This window comes from Streptomyces sp. NPDC029122, from assembly GCF_055569445.1.
Map to the genome: position 1 here is coordinate 377,373 of NZ_JBVHWK010000001.1, position 16,383 is coordinate 393,755.

Consider the following 16,383-nt stretch of genomic DNA (forward strand, 5'->3'; position numbering starts at 1 on the left):
GAGCACCCGGCTCGTGGCTGTGGCTTACCGCACGACCGGACGGTTGGCGGACGTGTACTCGTCCGCGACTGTGAAGACGCTGGCACATCGCGGGCATTCCGCTCCACCGAACAGGTGGGCAATCCCGTTGGCGAGCGCCTCCTGCCCGTCGCGGACAGTGACCTCGTGCATCCATCGGCCGGTTCCGGTGAGTTCCTCGGCGGCCGCCGGCCGCAGGTCCCGTCGGATCAGCTCACCGGCGTCGTACACCTGCGAGTAGCGTCCGAAGCCGCCGATGGCGATCGTCACGGCCACGCCGCAGTGGGGACAGTCCACGCCCATGATGTCGTCCGTGAAGCCCTCCAGGGCGTTCGCCCAGTGGTACTCCTCTTCAACTGCGAGCAGGGCACGGAAGCACGCGAAGTAGTCAGCCGGCCTCGACCGCAGGTGCCCGTCCAGCACCTCACGGAACTCCTTGATCGCGTCGGCGCAGTCAGCCAGCAGGCCATCGCAGCCGTGCCGCCCTGCCACGCGCTCAAGGATCTTCCCTGCCAGCCCGCGCGCCTCCGCGCTGCGTGGCGCGAGGCGAACCAGGCGCGGCAAGGCGGCGAAACTGGCCGGAGACAGCAGGTCGTGCTCAAGGACGAGCCGCCAACCCAGCTCCTTCCACGCTTCAGGGTCGCCCTCGCGCTCCACCCGCTCCAAGAGCTCGGGAACGCGATCAACCTCGAACCAGCAGTCACGCATCTGTGTCCAGTCCACCACCTGGACATTGAACCCCCACGAGGCCGCCAACGGCGAGGCGACTCCGCTTGCGCAGGTGTCGTGGCGGCGGCCGGGAGAAGGGCCAGGTCTCGCCCTTCACCGCATAGCCCCCACTCAGCCATGCCGACGGCCCTGGGCCCTCCGACCGGGTCCTCAGCCGGCTGGGACGCGGATCGCGCGGCGGTCAGGAACCGGGCCGGGCGAGGTGGGCGGCGATGGTGCGGGCGCAGGCGAGGGACTCGGTGTGCGTGGTGTCCACCTCCAGGTCGTAGAAGACCCCCTCGTGGACCACGGCCGCCTGGGACGCCGCCATGCCCGGGGTGCGGTCGCCGCGCGCGACCTCCCGGCCCGCGGCGACCTCGGGGTCGCACCTGACCCCGACCCACAGTACGTCCAGCCCGGCCAGGGCCCGCAGCCAGCGCTTCTGCGACTCCGCTCCGCCGAGGAAGACGTCGTCCACGACGATCCTGGCGCCGGCCCGCGCCATCGTCGCGATGCCCTCCGTCCAGGCCTCCTCCAGCGCCCGGAAGTCCGCCCCGACGCTCACCCGGCCGTCCTCGCCGAAGACGATCCCCCCGTCCGCGTCCCGCATCCTCGCGGGCAGGGCGTCGACGAAGGAATCACAGCCGAACGCCAGCCACGGCTCGGGCAGTTCGGCCTGGAGGCAGCGCACGATCCCGGACTTCCCCGAGCTGGACGCGCCGTTGAGAATGATCATCTGAGTCGTCACGGACCCACCGTAGGCCGCTCCCCGCCCGGCGCCCACCGGGTTTCGGCGCCCGGCCGCTCAGTGTGCCGGGACCCGCCGGGCCTCGTGGGTCAGGGCCGCCAGGACCGGGGCGATCAGCGGGTGGGTCTCGGCTCCGCGACGGGTGGCGGCGAAGACGCGGCGGGTGGCGGCCGGGCCCGCGACGGGGCGTACGCGGACCTCCCGGAGGTCCATGCCGCGCAGCGCCGAACGCGGCACCAGCGCCACCCCCGCGCCCGCTCCGACGAGGGCGGTCACCGCCCGGAAGTCGTCCGAGGAGTGGACGAAGCGCGGCTGGAACCCCGCCAGTTCACACGCCAGCAGGGTCACGTCGTGGCACGGGTTCCCCGGGTACTGGCCGACCCAGTCCGCGTCGGAGAGGTCCGCCAGCGCCACGGCGGGCAGACCGGCGAGCGGATGCCCGGCCGGCAGCACCGCGTCGAAGGGTTCCGCGTACAGCGGGAGCACCGACAGCCGGCCGTCGTCGGCGCCCGGCGCGCCCCGGTACTCCACCGCCAGCGCCAGGTCGGCCTCCCCGGCGAGCAGCAGCGGCAGGCTCTGGTCGCCCTCCGCGTCGCGGACCCGGAGCCGGATGCCCGGGTGCTCCAGGGCGAGGCGGGCGATGGCCGGGGCCAGTACCTCGGCGATGCCGGTGGCGAAGGCCGCCACCGTGACCTCGCCGGCCGAACCGCCCGCGTAGGCGGCGAGTTCCGCCTCGGCGCGCTCCAGCTGGGCCTGCACCTCGTGCGCGTGGCCCAGCAGGATCTCCCCGGCCGCCGTGAGCCGTACGCCCCGGCCGCTGCGGGTCAGCAGCGCGTGGCCGGTCTCCTGCTCCAGCGCGGCGAGCTGCTGGGAGACGGCGGAGGGGGTGAGGTACAGGGCTGCGGCCGCGGCGGTCACCGTACGGTGGTCCGCCACGGCCCGCAGGATGCGCAGCCGGCGGGGGTCGATCACACCCCCATGATGTCAGCCCTGAGCAGCGGAAAGCGTCGCGCGGGCGTCCACGAAGGCGGCCACCGCGCGCTCCACGTCGGCCGTCGAGTGGGCCGCCGAGAGCTGGACGCGGATACGGGCCGCGCCGAGGGGAACGACCGGGTACGAGAAGCCGATCACGTACACGCCGCGCTCCAGCAGCAGCTCCGCCATCCGGCCCGCCTCGGCGGCGTCGCCGATCATGACGGGGGCGATGGCGTGGTCGCCGGGCAGGATCTCGAAGCCGGCCTCGGTCATCTTCGTGCGGAAGAGCTTGGTGTTGGCCGTGAGCCGCTCGCGCAGGTCGTCGGCGGACTCCAGCAGGTCGAGGACCTTCAGGGAGGCGGCGGCGATCACCGGGGCGAGGGAGTTGGAGAAGAGGTACGGGCGCGAGCGCTGGCGCAGCAGTTCGACGATCTCGGCGCGCGCGGCGACGTAGCCGCCGGAAGCACCGCCGAGGGCCTTGCCGAGGGTGCCGGTGATGATGTCGACGCGGTCCATCACCCCGTGCAGCTCCGGGGTGCCGCGGCCGCCGGGGCCGACGAAGCCGACGGCGTGCGAGTCGTCGACCATGACCATGGCGTCGTAGCGGTCGGCGAGGTCGCAGATCTCGGTCAGCGGGGCGACGTAGCCGTCCATGGAGAAGACGCCGTCGGTGACGATGATCTTGCGGCGGGCGCCGCCCTCGGTGGCCTCCTTCAGGCGCGCCTCCAGCTCGGCCATGTCGCGGTTGGCGTAGCGGAAGCGGCGGGCCTTGGACAGCCGGATGCCGTCGATGATGGAGGCGTGGTTGAGGGCGTCGGAGATCACCGCGTCCTCGGCGCCGAGCAGGGTCTCGAAGACGCCGCCGTTGGCGTCGAAGCAGGAGGAGTAGAGGATCGTGTCCTCCTGGCCGAGGAAGGCCGACAGGCGGGCCTCCAGCTCCTTGTGCACCTCCTGGGTGCCGCAGATGAAGCGGACGGAGGCCATGCCGTAGCCCCAGCGGTCGAGCGCGTCCTTCGCGGCGGCGACCACGTCGGGGTGGTCGGCCAGCCCGAGGTAGTTGTTGGCGCAGAAGTTCAGCACCTCGCCGGGGGCGCCGCCCGCGGTGACGGCGACGGCGGCGTTCTGCGGGGTGCCGATGACGCGCTCGGGCTTGTGCAGGCCCGCTGCGCGGATCTCGTCGAGGGTGGTGCGGAGGTCTTCGCGTACGGACTCGAACATGGGCTTCGGATTCTCCTTGTGCGGATCGCCGTCCGGCGGACGGGGAGGAGGGGGCCGGGCCCCGCGGAGGGGGGAGGGTTGGCGGGGCCCGGCCCGGAGGGAGGTGGTCTCGTGCGGTGGTCGCGGCGGTCGCCCGGGCGACCGGGTGCTGCTCGTGGGCCCTGGCCCGAACCACCGGTCCCGCCGTCCCGGCCGGGAGGGCGGGCGCCGGACGCCGGTTCCGGTCCGGTGGCTCGGACCGGTTTTCCCGGGTCCGGGCCCCGGGCGCGGGTCGGTGGCCCGGCCCGGCCACCGCCGGAGGCCAGGGCCGTGTCGCCCCGGGCCGTGGGGTCCTAGGCCGTCCAGTCCAGGATGATCTTGCCGCTGCGGGCGGTCGCGGCCTCGTCGAAGGCGGCCTGGAAGTCGCGGTGCGAGTAGCGGCCGGTGATCACCGGGGACAGGTCGAGCCCGCCCTCCAGCAACACGGTCATCGCGTACCAGGTCTCGAACATCTCGCGGCCGTAGATCCCCTTGATGGTGATCATCGAGGTGACGACCTTCGCCCAGTCCACCGGGAACTCCTGGGCCGGGAGGCCGAGCATCGCGATCTTGCCGCCGTGCGTCATGTTGTCGATCATGTCGCGCATCGCCTCGGCGCGGCCGGACATCTCCAGGCCGACGTCGAAGCCCTCGCGCAGCCCCAGCCGGGTCTGTGCCTCGGCGATGGAGGACTCGGCGACGTTCACCGCGAGCGTGGCGCCCGCCTTGCGCGCGATGTCCAGGCGCTCGGGGCTGACGTCGGTGATGACCACGTTGCGCGCGCCGGCGTGCCTGGCCACGGCGGCGGCCATGATGCCGATCGGGCCCGCGCCGGTGATCAGCACGTCCTCGCCGACCAGCGGGAAGGACAGCGCGGTGTGCACCGCGTTGCCGAAGGGGTCGAAGATGGCCGCCACGTCGAGGTCCACGGCGGTCCGGTGCACCCACACGTTCTGCGCGGGCAGCACCACGTACTCCGCGAAGGCCCCGTCGCGTCCGACGCCGAGCCCGATCGTGGAGCGGCACAGGTGGCGGCGGCCGGCCAGGCAGTTGCGGCACTTGCCGCACACCAGGTGGCCCTCGCCGCTGACCAGGGCGCCGGTCTCGATGTCGCGGACGTCCGCGCCGACCGCCGCGACCTCGCCGACGAACTCGTGGCCGAGGACCAGCGGGGTCTTCACCGCGCCCTGCGCCCAGCCGTCCCAGGCACGGATGTGCAGGTCGGTCCCGCAGATGCCGGTGCGCAGCACCTTGATCAGCACGTCGCCGGGGCCGTACTCGGGCTCGGGGACGTCCATGAGCCACAGCCCGGGCTCGGCCTTGTGCTTGACGAGTGCCTTCATGGCGGTGGCTCCAGGCATGCGGAAGGGAGTGCCGCTCCCGCTGGTGCGCGGGGGGCGTGGGTGACGGGGACCAATCTGCCGATCGGCTCGGTGATCAGTCCATCGAGACTTTCTTAAGCGGGTCGACAGCGCAGCTTCACGCCTATGCTCCTCCCGTGACGGGGAGGGGACCGGGGGGCGGCAGCCGCGCTATGGTCCCTCACCGGGGAAAAGGGGAGGTGAGGGGCGTGCCGAGTCTGCGCAGCAGGGCGCTTTCGGCCGCACTGGTCGCGATGCGGCGGCGCAAGCGGTTCACGACCGCCGAGGCGGTGCGGGCGGCCGTGGCACAGGCGGCCCGCAGGCCCGCTTCGCATCTGCCCCCGCGCTCGCTGGGACGGGTAGCGGAACTGTCGCGGACCTTCGTCGGGGCCTGGCCGGTGTACGACGCCTCGCCGCGCGGGGAGGAGCCCGTGGCCCAGGTGCTGTACGTCCACGGCGGCGCGTACATCGGTGAGCTGGTCCGGCCGCACTGGTCGCTGATCCGGACCCTGGTGACGCGGGCCCGGGCCCGGGTGGTCGTACCGGCGTACGTGCTCGCCCCGCGCGGGACCGCCGACCGGAACGTTCCCGTGGCCGCCGATCTGCTGAGCGGCCTGATCGAGAGCGGCGGCGCGGGCGGGACGGTACTGATCGGGGACTGCGCCGGGGCCGGGCTGGCGCTGGCCGCCGCGCAGCGGCTGCGGGAGCGCACCGGTGCGCAGCCGTCGCGGATCGTGCTGATCTCGCCCTGGCTGGACCTGGGCATGAGCCACCCCGGCCAGGAGGCGCTGGAGGCGGCCGATCCGGTGCTGGCGAGGGCCGGTCTGGCCGAGGCGGGACGGCTGTACGCGGGGACCCTCGCGGTGGACGACCCCCGGGTGAGTCCGCTGTACGGCTCCTTCGAGGGGCTGGCGCCCCTGACGGTGTTCACCGGCACCCGGGACGTGCTGGCCACCGACAGCCACGAGCTGCGGCGGCGGGCCGGAGCGGCCGGGGTCCGGGTGGAGTGGCACGAGGAGCCGGGCCTGCCGCACGCGTACCCGCTGCTGCCGGTCCCGGAGGGGCGGGCGGCCCGGGACAGGATCGTCGAGCTGATCGGGGAGGCCGCCGACACCCCCTAGACCGGCCGGAGCCGCACCGGCCGGGACACCGCCCGCGGCCGGAAGGTGCTCGCCGCCCGCGGCCGGGCGGTGCGCGCCGCGCGAGGTCAGGCGGTGCACGTCATGAGCGAGCTGACCGGCCAGGCGCGGTACGCCGTCCAGTACGCCTCGTCGCGCGCGGCGTCGGCGGGCGGGGTGCGGGAGGGCTGCCAGCCGACGGTGCTGAAGCCCGCGTCGACGGCGGCTTCGGCGAAGTCGGCGTGCGCCCATTCGCGGTACTCGAAGTGCTGCGGGGGTTCCGTCAGGAACTGGGCCTTCAGCAGCGGGGCGTCCCCGTCCGGCACCCGGTCGAGGATGCGCATCCCGTAGGGGGACCAGTCCACGCGCGGGTACGCGCCGGGGTTGCGCACGAGCGACAGCAGCCGTCCGCCGGGGCGCAGGTTGGCCCGGATGCCGCGGAACATGGCGTGCAGGGCGGCCCGGTCGGGGGCGTGGCTGAACAGGTAGACGGCGGTGGCGAGGTCGAAGGGGCCGAGCTGCGGCATGTCGGCGGCGTCCGCGAGCACGTACTCGACGGTGGCGGAGGGGGGCGCGGACGCCCGGGCCCGCCGGACCCGGTCCGGGCAGCTGTCCACGCCGACGGTGCGCCGGGCGCCGCCGCTCGCCAGCAGTGCGGCGGTGCCGCCGTGTCCGCAGGCCACGTCGAGGGTGTCGAGGTCGCGGACCCCGCCGAGGGCGTCGAGGGCGGTGCGGAGGGTGAAGGCGTCGGCCGCCGTGAAGGCGGCGCGGGGTGCCGGGTGCGTGTCGTCGTACGGGGGTCGCATGCCGGATGCCTCCCCGGCGGGGGCGCGGCTGACGGCGTGCGCGGTGCCGCGTCCCCCCTTCGGGGGAGGCGTTCGGCGCATCGCGGCTGCGGAAGCGCCCCGTCAGCCGGGCAGCAGCTCGCGGGCGCAGGCGCGCAGCCAGACGTGCGCCGGGTCGGCGTCATGACGGGGGTGCCAGGCGAGCCCCACGGGCAGCGGCGGGAGCTCCAGGGGGACTTCGAAGGTGACGAGGCCGAGGGCCTCGGCCTGGGGGACGCTGCGGGAGGCGATCAGGCCGATCAGGTCGGTGTCCCGCAGCACGAAGAGGGAGGCCGGGAAGGAGCCGACGCCGCCCACCACCCGCCGGGACAGCCCCCGTTCGGCCAGGGCGGCGTCGACCGGCCCCTCCAGTCTGCCGCGCCGCGAGACGGTCAGGTGCTCCCCCGCGGCGAACCGGCGCGCGGTGATCCGGCCGCGCAGCAGCGGGTGCCCGCCGCGTACGACGCCCAGCATCCGGTCGTCGAAGAGGTGCTCGGCGCGCACCTCGGGGGAACGGCTGTCGATGACGCCGAGTTCCAGGTCCGCGACCCCCTCGCGCAGCACCGGCAGGTCGACGTGGCTCTCGGACAGGAACCGCAGCCGTACCCCGGGCGCCTCGCGGGCCGTCCGCCGGAAGAGCGCGGCTCCGAACGCGGCGGCGAAGGAGTCGTGGGCCAGGACGGTGAAGGTGCGGCTCAGGGTCGCCAGGTCCACCTGGCCGCCCGTGAGGAACAGGGCGCGGGCCCGCTCGACCACGGCGCGGACCTCGCCCCGGACGGACAGGGCGTGCGGGGTGGGGACCATCGTCCGGCCGGCCCGGACCAGCACGGGGTCGCCGAGGGCCTTGCGGAGCCGGCCCAGGGTGCGGCTCATGGCGGGCTCGGAGAGGTGCAGGCGGGCGGCGGCGCGGGAGACGCTCGACTCCTCCAGGAGGACGTCGAGGGCGAGGAGCAGGTTGAGGTCAAGCCCGGATGCGGATTGCGTCACGCGCATTCATCCCTTGCAGAACGTGCACTGGAAAGCAGGTCACGCCAACCCTACGGTGATTCCGGGGTGTTCGAGCAGACCGGACCGGACCGCCGCGCATCCCGTCCCCACCGACCGTCGACTCCCAGGAGGAGCCGTGCTCCGCCGTGCCCGCACACCGTCCCCGCCGCTGCCGCCGCTGCCGGCGTCGCCACCGCCGTCGCCGCCGGCCGGTGCTTCCGCGCCCGGTCCGTCCCGCGCCGCCCTGCTCGCGCTGTGCGCCTGCGTGCTCGTCGCCCAGGGCATGGTCGCCGCCGTGAACCTGCTGATCCCGCAGCTCGCCGCCTCCGCCCTGCACCCGAGTCCGGGCCAGCTGCTGTGGGCGGTCGACGCGTACGTGATCGTCTTCGCCGCGCTGCTGATCCCGGCCGGGGCGCTCGGCGACCGCTACGGCCGCAAGGGCGCCCTGCTGGCCGGGCTCGCCCTGTTCGCGGCGGGCGGGGCCCTCAGCGCGCTCGCCGCCTCCCCCGCCACGCTGATCGCCGGACGCGGGCTGTGCGGGGCCGGAGCGGCGCTGATCATGCCCGCCACCATGTCGGTACTGGTCCACCTGAGCCCGCCCGAGCGGCGCGGGCGGGCGCTGGCCACCTGGACGCTGTCCGCCGGCCTCGGGGGCCTGGCGGGCAACGTGGCGGGCGGTCTGGCCGGGGAGTTCCTGACCTGGCGGGCCCTGTTCTGGGCCGTCGTCCCGCTGGGCGCGCTGCTCGCCCTCGCCGTGGCCCGCACGGTGCCGCGTACGCCGTCGCGCGCGGACGCGGCCGTCGACCCGCTCGGCGCCCTGGTCCTGGCGGGGGCACTGTTCGCGGTGGTCCACGGCATCATCGAGGGGCCCTCGTACGGCTGGTCCTCGACCCGGGTCCTGGGCTCCTTCGGGGGCGGGGCGGTGCTGCTGGCCGCCTTCACCGCGCACGCGCTGCGCGCCGCCCGCCCCCTGCTGGACCCGCGGGTCTTCGCCTCGCGGGGGCTGCGCGCGGGGACGCTCGGCATCGGCGCCGCCTTCTTCGGGCTCTTCGCCCTGTTCTTCGTCAACGCCCAGTACCTCCAGTACGCCAAGGGCTTCTCGCCGGCCCTGGCGGGGCTGGCGATCGTCCCGCTCACCGTCGGCATGGCGGTGGTGCCCCGGTTCGGCGCGCGGCTCGCGGAGCGGACGGGGCCGCGGCTGCCGGTGGGGGCGGGGCTGCTGCTGATCGGGGCCGGGCTGCTGCTGGTGTCGACCGCCGACGCGGGCACCCCGTACGCCGCGTACGCGGGCTACCTGCTGGTGCTGTCGGTGGGTACCGGGCTGTGCGCGCCCGCGCTGACGCTGACGGTGGTCTCGGAGCTGCCGGCGCACCAGGCGGGGCTGGGCTCGGGGCTGAACACCGCCGCGCGGGAGATCGGCGCGGCGCTCGGGGTGGCGGTGGTCGGGACGGTGCTGGCCTCACGGTTCCACGGGGACCCGGCGGATCCCGCGCAGGCGGCCGCCTTCACCGACGCCATGGGGGTGGCGCTGCGGACGGTGGCTGCCGTACTGGTCGTCGCCGCGGCGGTGGTGGTCCGGGGATACCGGGGCGCGGACGGGGGGCGCCGGGGGCGCGCGGGTGCAGCCGCCGTGGGCGAGGGCGCATCCTGACTGTGTGACGGCGAGAGCGGACAGCGGCGGCCCCTCCCCCGTCGACACGGGCCGGGCGCTCGCACGGGCGGCGGCCGGTGCGATGCGGGCCGTCGGCGGGTACGGGGGCGGTGTCTACCTGCGCTCGGATACGGACGGGCTGCTGCGGATGGCCGTGGTCACGGGGCTGCCCGTGCGGTTGTTCCGGCCCTGGTGGCGGATGCAGGTGAACCGGCCGTACCCGGTCGCCGAGGCGTACCGCACGGGGCAGTCCGTGCACCTGCCTGACGCGGAGGCCGCGATGCGGCGTTTCCCGCAGCTGATGGCCGGGCTGCCGTTCCCGTTCGGGTCGTTCTACGAGCCGGTCACCGCCGGTGCGGAGCGGTTCGGGGTGCTGCTGGTGCTGCGGCCCGCGACGCCCGGCGAGGAGCTGGGGGCCGGCGCCCGGGAGCGGCTGCGGGAGGTCGCCGCCGGGCTGGCGGGGGAGCTGGCCGCGCTGGGCGCCGCCGGGGAAGCGGTCCGCTGGGACGGCGACCCGCTGTGCGTGCCCGTGCCCGCCGCCGCGGACGAGGCGCGGGAGGCCGTGGACCGGCTCGGGACGGCGGTCCTGTCGGTGGACCGGCAGGGCGGCATCGCCTTCGCCAACACCGCCGCCCGGGAGCTGCTCGGGCGGGACGCGCCCCCGCTGCGGGGACGTGTGCTGTGGGAGGCGCTGCCCTGGCTCGGCCACCCCGCCTACGAGGACCACGTACGGGGGGTGTTCATCTCCGGCGAGCCCGTGCGCTTCACGGCCCGGCGGGGCCCGCCGCCGGACGCCGACGCCCGTCCCGGCACCGGCACCGGCACCGGCCCGGACGCGGAGTGGCTGTCCGTGGGTCTGTATCCGGGGCCGTCGGGGGTGACGGTCACCCTGGAGGCCGCCGACCCTCCCGCCTACGCCCCCGGGTCGGTGACCCGTCCCGGCGCCGGGCTCGGTTCGCCGGCGGACCGGGCCTCCTCCCTCTACCGGCCGGTGGCCCTGGCCATCGCACTGACCGAGGCGGTCACCGCGCGCCAGGTGTCGGCCGTGGTCACCGAGGAGCTGCTGCCCGCGTTCGGCGGCCGGCAGCTGGCGATCTACGTGCTCGACGAACGGCACCTGTACCTCGCCTGGGAGACCGGCTTCCCCAAGGGGTTCCTGAACCGGTTCGACGGGGTCTCGCTCCACGAACGGCTGCCGGGCGTGGAGACCCTGACCTCGGGCCGGCCGCTGTTCTTCGAGTCGATGGAGCGCCTGGCGGAGGCCTATCCGGGGATCCCGCTGGACGCGGAGATCGGCGCCCGGGCCTTCCTGCCGCTGATCGCCTCCGGCCGCCCTGTCGGCTCCTGCATCCTGGGCTTCGACCAGCGCCGCGGCTTCAGCCCGGAGGAGCGTACGGTCCTCACGGCGCTGGCGGGCCTGATCGCGCAGGCCCTGGAGCGGGCGCGGCGCTACGACAGCGAGGCGGCGCTGGCCCGGGGTCTCCAGGCGGCGCTGCTGCCGCACCGGCTGCCGGTGCGGGGCGAGGTGACCACGGTGGGCCGGTACCTGGCCGGGACGGACGGCATGGAGGTCGGCGGCGACTGGTACGACGTCATCGAGGCGGCCGAGGGCCGGCTGGCACTGGTCATCGGCGACGTCCAGGGCCACGGGGTGGCGGCCGCCGCCACCATGGGCCAACTGCGCAGCGCGGTAAGGGCCTTCGCGCTCAGCGGCAATGACCCGGAGCAGGTGGTGCGGGGTACCAACCAGCTGCTGATCGACCTGGACCCGGGGCAGTTCGCCAGCTGCTGCTACGTCCTGCTCGACCCGGGCTCCGGCCGCGCCCTGGCCGTCCGCGCCGGGCACCCGCAGCCGCTGCTGCGGCACGCCGACGGCCGGGCCGAGGTGCTGGACCTGGCGGGCGGGGTGGTGCTCGGCGTCGACCCCGGGGCGCGGTACCCGGTGACGGAGCTGGAGCTGGCGCCGGGCGCGGTGCTGGCCCTGTACACCGACGGGCTGGTGGAGACGCCGGGCGCGGACATCGACGACGGCGTGGAGCGGCTGCGGGCGGCGCTGGCCGCGGCCCGGCCGTCGCCGCTGACGGAGACGGCCGACCGGCTTGTCGCCGAGGCGGCCCGCACCGCCGACCGCCCGGACGACATCGCCCTCCTCCTGGCCTCCCGCGATCCGGCCCCGACCCCGGCTGCGGGCGCCGCGCCGGAGCCGCCCGCCGGACCTTCCTGAGCGGGGGCCACCGCGGCGAGGCGCACCGGTCCGCCGGCCGCCCAGTTCCCCGGAACGATTCGGGCGCATGCGACATAGGCCCACAGGCGCGGCCAGAACTCCCGCACGGTGCCCCGCCGGCCCTCCCGGGCCTGTCTCGCGGTCCTGCGAAGCGGAGGGGACCGCGCTGGCTGGTCAGCATCCCCGACACGGAGGGGGCGCGGGAGGCGTAGCCCCTGCGCCCGGAGTACGGCCACGGGGGCCGCCGCGATCCGCGGCGGCCCCGGTGGCGGGGACGGGGTTCAGCCGGCGGCTCCGCCGGCGGACAGGGTGATCGCGGTGTTCACCAGGCCGACGTGGCTGAACGCCTGCGGGAAGTTGCCGAGCTGGCGGCCGGCGCGGGGGTCGTACTCCTCGGCCAGCAGGCCCACGTCGTTGCGTACCGCCAGCAGCCTCTCGAAGAGTTCGCGGGCCTCCTTGGTCCGGCCGGTCATGTGCAGGGCGTCGGCCATCCAGAACGAGCAGGCCAGGAAGGCGCCCTCGTCCCCCGGGAGCCCGTCGACCGGGAGACCTTCGGTGCTGTAGCGACGGACCAGGCCACCGCTGCCCAGTTCCGCCCACACCGCGTCGATGGTGCCGGTCACCCGGGGGTCGTCGGGCGGGAGGAAACCGACGCGGGGGATGAGGAGGGTGGCCGCGTCCAGCTCGCGGGAGCCGTAGTACTGGGTGAAGGTGCCCCGCTCGGGGTCGTAGCCCTTCGCGCAGACGTCGCGGTGCACCTCGTCCCGCATGGCCCGCCAGCGATCGATGTCGCCCGGCAGGTGCGGGGCGCCCTCCAGGGTCCGCACGGCCCGGTCGGCGGCGACCCAGGCCATCACCTTGGAGTGCGTGAAGTGCCGGCGCGGCCCGCGCACCTCCCACAGTCCCTCGTCCGGCCGGCGCCAGTTGCGTTCCAGGAAGTCGAGGAAGTAGAGCTGGATCTTCCAGGCGTGCCGTTCCGAGGCCAGCCCGGAGGCCCGGGCCAGGTGGAGGGCGTCCAGGACTTCTCCGTACACGTCCAGCTGGAGCTGGTTCACGGCGGCGTTGCCGACCCTGACCGGCGCGGAGCCCTCGTAGCCGCGCAGCCAGGGCAGCTCGGTCTCGGGGATGCGGCGCTCGCCGGAGATGCCGTACATGATCTGGAGGTCGGCGGCGTCGCCCGCGATGGCGCGCAGGAGCCAGGACCGCCAGGCACGGGCCTCGTCCAGGAATCCGGTGGACAGGAGGGCCCCCAGGGTCAGGGTGGCGTCGCGCAGCCAGCAGTAGCGGTAGTCCCAGTTGCGGACCCCGCCGATCTCCTCGGGCAGTGAGGTGGTGGCGGCGGCGGCGATTCCGCCGGTGGGGGCGAACGTGAGGGCCTTGAGGGTGATCAGGGAGCGGGTCACGGCCTCCCGGTAGGGCCCCTCGTAGCGGCACTGGGCGGACCAGTCGCGCCAGTCGGAGAGGCTGTGCTCCAGTGCCTCGTACGGGTCGACGGTCTCGGGCCGCGGCTCGTGCGAGGGGTGCCAGGTCAGCACGAAGGCGACCTTCTCCCCCGGGCCGACGGTGCATTCCGAGCGGGTGCTGCGGTCCTCGCCCCAGGTCCGTACGGGCGGCTCGCTGCGGAACCACGCCGAGTCGGGTCCGGCGATCGCGACGCGGTCGCCCTCGCTGCGCCGTACCCAGGGCACGACGTGGCCGTAGTCGAAGCGCAGCCGCAGGGTGCTGCGGACGGTGACCCGGCCGGAGACCCCCTCGACGATCCGCATGACGTCGGGCGCGCTGCCGCGCTGCGGCATGAAGTCGACGACCTTGACGGTGCCTTCGTCGGTCTCCCAGTAGGACTCGAGGACCAGCGAGCCGTCGACGTACGCCCGCCGCGTGCACCGCTCGCCCTCCTCGGCGCCGGCCGGGGCGATGCGCCAGTGGCCGTTCTCCTTGTCGCCGAGGAGGGCCGCGAAGCAGGCGGCGGAGTCGAAGTGGGGCAGGCACAGCCAGTCGATGGACCCGTCGCGGCCGACCAGTGCGCAGGTCATCAGGTCGCCGATGAGTGCGTAGTCTTCGATGGGTTGTGTCATTCATCCGCTTTTCCCGCAAACGCGGGGGGTCAATCAGTCCGCCCGCAAGGGTGTTTCAGTGACGGATGAGCAGGGCGACGGCGGCGAGGACCACGCCGAGGGCGAGGGCCCGGGCGCCGAGGGCCAGCCGGTGGGTGCGCAGGGCGGGCACGGGCAGGAGGCGGTCGACGGCGTGACGGCCGGGGCCCGCGAGGGTGAGGGCGGCCGCGGCGGCGGCCAGCAGGAGCTCGTACTCCATGCCCTTCGGGGCGAAGAAGGCGCCGGCGCCGTGGACGGCCAGGGCGTTGATCATCGTGCCGGTGACGGCCGCTCCGGCGAGCGGGGTCAGCAGGCCGAGGGCGAGTCCGAGGCCGCCCAGGGTCTCGGTCAGGCCGGCGACGACGGCCATGGCGTCGCCCGCCGGGTAGCCGCCGGCGGTGAAGAACTGGCCGGTGCCGCCGATCCCGCCGCCGCCGAACCAGCCGAAGAGCTTCTGGGTGCCGTGGGCGGCGACGGCGAGGCCGAGCACGACGCGCAGCAGGAGCAGTCCGGCGTCGTGGGCGGAGGTGTCGGCCACGGGCGCGGCGGGGGCGGCGGCCGGGGTCTGCGTCAGGGTGGCGGAGGCGCTGGTCATGGGGGTCCTTCCGGTCGTTCGCGGCCCGAGGGAAGTTAGTTCAAATTCGAACCGGCGGACGCGAGCCTAGCCACTGATTCAAATTCGAACAACTCGTGTACCCTGGCGCCATGGCTGACACGAGATGGCTGGACGACCGCGAGATGCGGGCCTGGAGGGGCTTCCTGGCCGCCTCGGCACTGGTGAACCGGCGTCTCGACCAGCAGCTCAAGGACGACTCGGGGCTTTCCCACCCCCAGTACGAGATCCTCGTGCGGCTCGCGGCGGCACCCGGCCAGGAGCTGCGCATGACGGAGCTCGCGAACGGTCTGATCAACTCCAAGAGCGGCCTGACCTACCAGGTCGGGCAGATGGAGAAGGCCGGCCTGGTCCGCCGCCGCAGCTGCCCCTCCGACGTGCGCGGGATCTTCGCCGTCCTCACCGACGCCGGCCGCGCCCGCCTGGAGGAGGCGGCCCCCGGCCACGTCACCGCCGTGCGCGAGGTCCTCGTCGACGTCCTCACCCCCGAGCAGCTGGACGCCCTCGCCGACGGGCTCGGAGAAGTCAGCCGCCGCCTGCGCGAACAGGGCGCCTGACGCCGGACCCGGCTCAGCGCCGCGGAGCGCCGCGCACCGATGGGATTCCCGCGCCGCGCCGGTCTGTGAGCGTGAGACCGACTCGTGGAAGGCTGGCGCCGTGCGAAAACTGATCTACGGCATGAACCTGAGCCTGGACGGCTACATCGCCGCGCCCGGCGACGACATCGGCTGGAGCGTGCCGAGCGACGAGCTGTTCCAGTTCTGGTCCGACCAGTTGCAGGCGACCGACCTGACGCTGTACGGGCGCAAGCTGTGGCAGACGATGAGCTCCTACTGGCCGACCGGCGACCGGCAGCCAACCGCCACCCCGGCGGAGATGGAGTTCGCGCGCCGCTGGCGGGACATGTCGAAGGTGGTGTTCTCCTCGACCATCGACACGGTCGACTGGAACACCCGCCTGGTCACCGGCGACGCGGTCGCCGAGATCACCCGGCTCAAGGCCGAGGACGGCGGCCCGATGGACATCGGCGGCGCCACGCTCGCCGGGGCGGCCATGCGGGCCGGGCTGATCGACGAGTACGTGCTGGCGACCGCGCCGGTCCTGGTGGGCGGCGGCACGCCGTTCTTCACCGCGCTGGACAGCTGGGTGAGCCTGAACCTGGTGGAGACGCGGACGCTTCCCTGCGGCGTGGTCCTGACCAGGTACGAGACGAGGCGCTGAGCACCCGTCACGGGACTCGACCGCCTGCCGGGCCCACGGGAACGCGACTCACCCGGCGCCGACGGGCAGCAGACCGAGCCGGCTCTCGAGCCGGGCCGGCAGGGGCAGCAGGCGGACGCCCTCCTGCTCGTCCGGGTCGGTCCGCGCGACCAGGCAGACCACGTCCTGCTCTCCGCTGTTCACCGGCAGGTGCGGGGTGTCCGGGGGGACGTAGATGTAGTCACCCGCGCGCAGCACCGTGTACTCGGCCAGGTCCTCCCCGTGCCACACCTCGACCTCGCCGGACTGGATGAAGATGGCCGACTCGTGCCCCTCGTGCAGGTGAGGACGGCCCCGGGTGCCCGCCGGCATCACCAGCCGATGGAGACACAGCCGCTGCGCCCCGGCCGATTGCGCGCTGACGCCCGCTCCGAAGGTGCCGCCCTGGATGCCCTCGTACTGTCCGGTGCGGACTACCGTGCACTGCTTCTGATCTGTCACGTGCGCAGTAGATCAGTCCGCCGACGGCGGCCGATCGGTTCACGCCATGTCTGTCATCGAAGGCCGGCCTCCCGGCACCGCGGCGCGGTTTCCGAGATCCCGCAGGGCGGTCTGGCCTACCGTCGG

At 74.5% G+C, this 16,383-nt stretch carries 15 protein-coding genes; 5 read left to right on the plus strand and 10 right to left on the minus strand.

What is annotated here, in order from left to right; genetic code table 11:
* Positions 1–24: 24 nt before the first annotated feature.
* The 5 genes from ACZ4WZ_RS01620 to tdh form a co-directional block, all read right to left on the minus strand.
* Complete coding sequence (locus ACZ4WZ_RS01620) at positions 25–744, minus strand: hypothetical protein (protein WP_467883930.1); 720 nt, start codon at positions 742–744, stop codon at positions 25–27.
* A gap of 184 nt (positions 745–928) precedes the next feature.
* Complete coding sequence (cpt, locus tag ACZ4WZ_RS01625) at positions 929–1,462, minus strand: chloramphenicol phosphotransferase CPT (protein WP_467884206.1); 534 nt, start codon at positions 1,460–1,462, stop codon at positions 929–931.
* A gap of 69 nt (positions 1,463–1,531) precedes the next feature.
* On the minus strand, positions 1,532–2,446 hold the full coding sequence (locus ACZ4WZ_RS01630) for a LysR family transcriptional regulator (protein ID WP_467883932.1): 915 nt from the start codon (positions 2,444–2,446) through the stop codon (positions 1,532–1,534).
* Positions 2,447–2,458: 12 nt separating this feature from the next.
* A complete protein-coding gene (locus ACZ4WZ_RS01635; protein ID WP_467883934.1) occupies positions 2,459–3,667 on the minus strand; it encodes a glycine C-acetyltransferase in 1,209 nt (402 codons plus the stop codon).
* A gap of 332 nt (positions 3,668–3,999) precedes the next feature.
* Positions 4,000–5,028 carry an L-threonine 3-dehydrogenase gene (gene tdh, locus ACZ4WZ_RS01640; RefSeq protein ID WP_467884207.1) on the minus strand — a complete coding sequence of 343 codons (1,029 nt, stop codon included), beginning with the start codon at positions 5,026–5,028 and terminating at the stop codon, positions 4,000–4,002.
* 227 nt (positions 5,029–5,255) lie between these two features.
* Between tdh and ACZ4WZ_RS01645 the strand changes: the two genes are divergently transcribed.
* On the plus strand, positions 5,256–6,167 hold the full coding sequence (locus ACZ4WZ_RS01645) for an alpha/beta hydrolase fold domain-containing protein (protein WP_467883935.1): 912 nt from the start codon (positions 5,256–5,258) through the stop codon (positions 6,165–6,167).
* An 86-nt stretch (positions 6,168–6,253) separates the two neighbouring features.
* Here ACZ4WZ_RS01645 and ACZ4WZ_RS01650 read toward each other — a convergent pair whose 3' ends face one another.
* Both ACZ4WZ_RS01650 and ACZ4WZ_RS01655 read right to left on the minus strand, forming a co-directional pair.
* Positions 6,254–6,970: a class I SAM-dependent methyltransferase gene (locus tag ACZ4WZ_RS01650; protein ID WP_467883937.1), complete on the minus strand. Its 717-nt coding sequence runs from the start codon at positions 6,968–6,970 to the stop codon at positions 6,254–6,256.
* A 102-nt stretch (positions 6,971–7,072) separates the two neighbouring features.
* The gene (locus ACZ4WZ_RS01655; protein WP_467883939.1) at positions 7,073–7,981 is read right to left on the minus strand and encodes a LysR family transcriptional regulator; all 909 of its coding nucleotides are present in this window, start codon (positions 7,979–7,981) and stop codon (positions 7,073–7,075) included.
* Positions 7,982–8,153: 172 nt separating this feature from the next.
* Here ACZ4WZ_RS01655 and ACZ4WZ_RS01660 point away from each other — a divergent pair, with 172 nt between their 5' ends.
* Entirely contained in the window at positions 8,154–9,626 is a 1,473-nt protein-coding gene (locus tag ACZ4WZ_RS01660) for an MFS transporter (protein WP_467884209.1), read from the plus strand.
* 4 nt (positions 9,627–9,630) lie between these two features.
* Positions 9,631–11,850 carry a PP2C family protein-serine/threonine phosphatase gene (locus tag ACZ4WZ_RS01665; protein WP_467883941.1) on the plus strand — a complete coding sequence of 740 codons (2,220 nt, stop codon included), beginning with the start codon at positions 9,631–9,633 and terminating at the stop codon, positions 11,848–11,850.
* Positions 11,851–12,131: 281 nt separating this feature from the next.
* On the opposite strand, the gene ACZ4WZ_RS01670 is transcribed toward ACZ4WZ_RS01665, so the two are convergent.
* Together ACZ4WZ_RS01670 and ACZ4WZ_RS01675 are read right to left on the minus strand one after the other, a co-directional pair.
* Positions 12,132–13,925 carry a glycoside hydrolase family 15 protein gene (locus ACZ4WZ_RS01670; protein ID WP_467883942.1) on the minus strand — a complete coding sequence of 598 codons (1,794 nt, stop codon included), beginning with the start codon at positions 13,923–13,925 and terminating at the stop codon, positions 12,132–12,134.
* Between the two features lie 55 nt (positions 13,926–13,980).
* Positions 13,981–14,538 (minus strand): DoxX family membrane protein, encoded by a 558-nt coding sequence (locus ACZ4WZ_RS01675; protein ID WP_467883944.1) that lies wholly within the window; start codon positions 14,536–14,538, stop codon positions 13,981–13,983.
* Positions 14,539–14,648: 110 nt separating this feature from the next.
* On the opposite strand from ACZ4WZ_RS01675, the gene ACZ4WZ_RS01680 reads away from it, so the two are divergent.
* Positions 14,649–15,113, plus strand: coding sequence for a MarR family winged helix-turn-helix transcriptional regulator (locus ACZ4WZ_RS01680; protein WP_467883945.1), 465 nt, complete (start codon positions 14,649–14,651; stop codon positions 15,111–15,113).
* 100 nt (positions 15,114–15,213) lie between these two features.
* Positions 15,214–15,777 (plus strand): dihydrofolate reductase family protein, encoded by a 564-nt coding sequence (locus ACZ4WZ_RS01685; protein ID WP_467883947.1) that lies wholly within the window; start codon positions 15,214–15,216, stop codon positions 15,775–15,777.
* Between the two features lie 48 nt (positions 15,778–15,825).
* On the opposite strand, the gene ACZ4WZ_RS01690 is transcribed toward ACZ4WZ_RS01685, so the two are convergent.
* On the minus strand, positions 15,826–16,257 hold the full coding sequence (locus ACZ4WZ_RS01690; protein WP_467883949.1) for a cupin domain-containing protein: 432 nt from the start codon (positions 16,255–16,257) through the stop codon (positions 15,826–15,828).
* Positions 16,258–16,383: the final 126 nt, after the last annotated feature.

Excerpts from the sequence above, each read along its gene's own strand:
- cpt (WP_467884206.1), bottom strand. The coding sequence starts at position 1,462 with ATGATCATTCTCAACGGCGCGTCCAGCTCGGGGAAGTCCGGGATCGTG.
- ACZ4WZ_RS01635 (WP_467883934.1), bottom strand. The coding sequence starts at position 3,667 with ATGTTCGAGTCCGTACGCGAAGACCTCCGCACCACCCTCGACGAGATC.
- tdh (WP_467884207.1), bottom strand. The coding sequence starts at position 5,028 with ATGAAGGCACTCGTCAAGCACAAGGCCGAGCCCGGGCTGTGGCTCATG.
- ACZ4WZ_RS01650 (WP_467883937.1), bottom strand. The coding sequence starts at position 6,970 with ATGCGACCCCCGTACGACGACACGCACCCGGCACCCCGCGCCGCCTTC.
- ACZ4WZ_RS01655 (WP_467883939.1), bottom strand. The coding sequence starts at position 7,981 with ATGCGCGTGACGCAATCCGCATCCGGGCTTGACCTCAACCTGCTCCTC.
- ACZ4WZ_RS01670 (WP_467883942.1), bottom strand. The coding sequence starts at position 13,925 with ATGACACAACCCATCGAAGACTACGCACTCATCGGCGACCTGATGACC.
- ACZ4WZ_RS01675 (WP_467883944.1), bottom strand. The coding sequence starts at position 14,538 with ATGACCAGCGCCTCCGCCACCCTGACGCAGACCCCGGCCGCCGCCCCC.
- ACZ4WZ_RS01680 (WP_467883945.1), top strand. The coding sequence starts at position 14,649 with ATGGCTGACACGAGATGGCTGGACGACCGCGAGATGCGGGCCTGGAGG.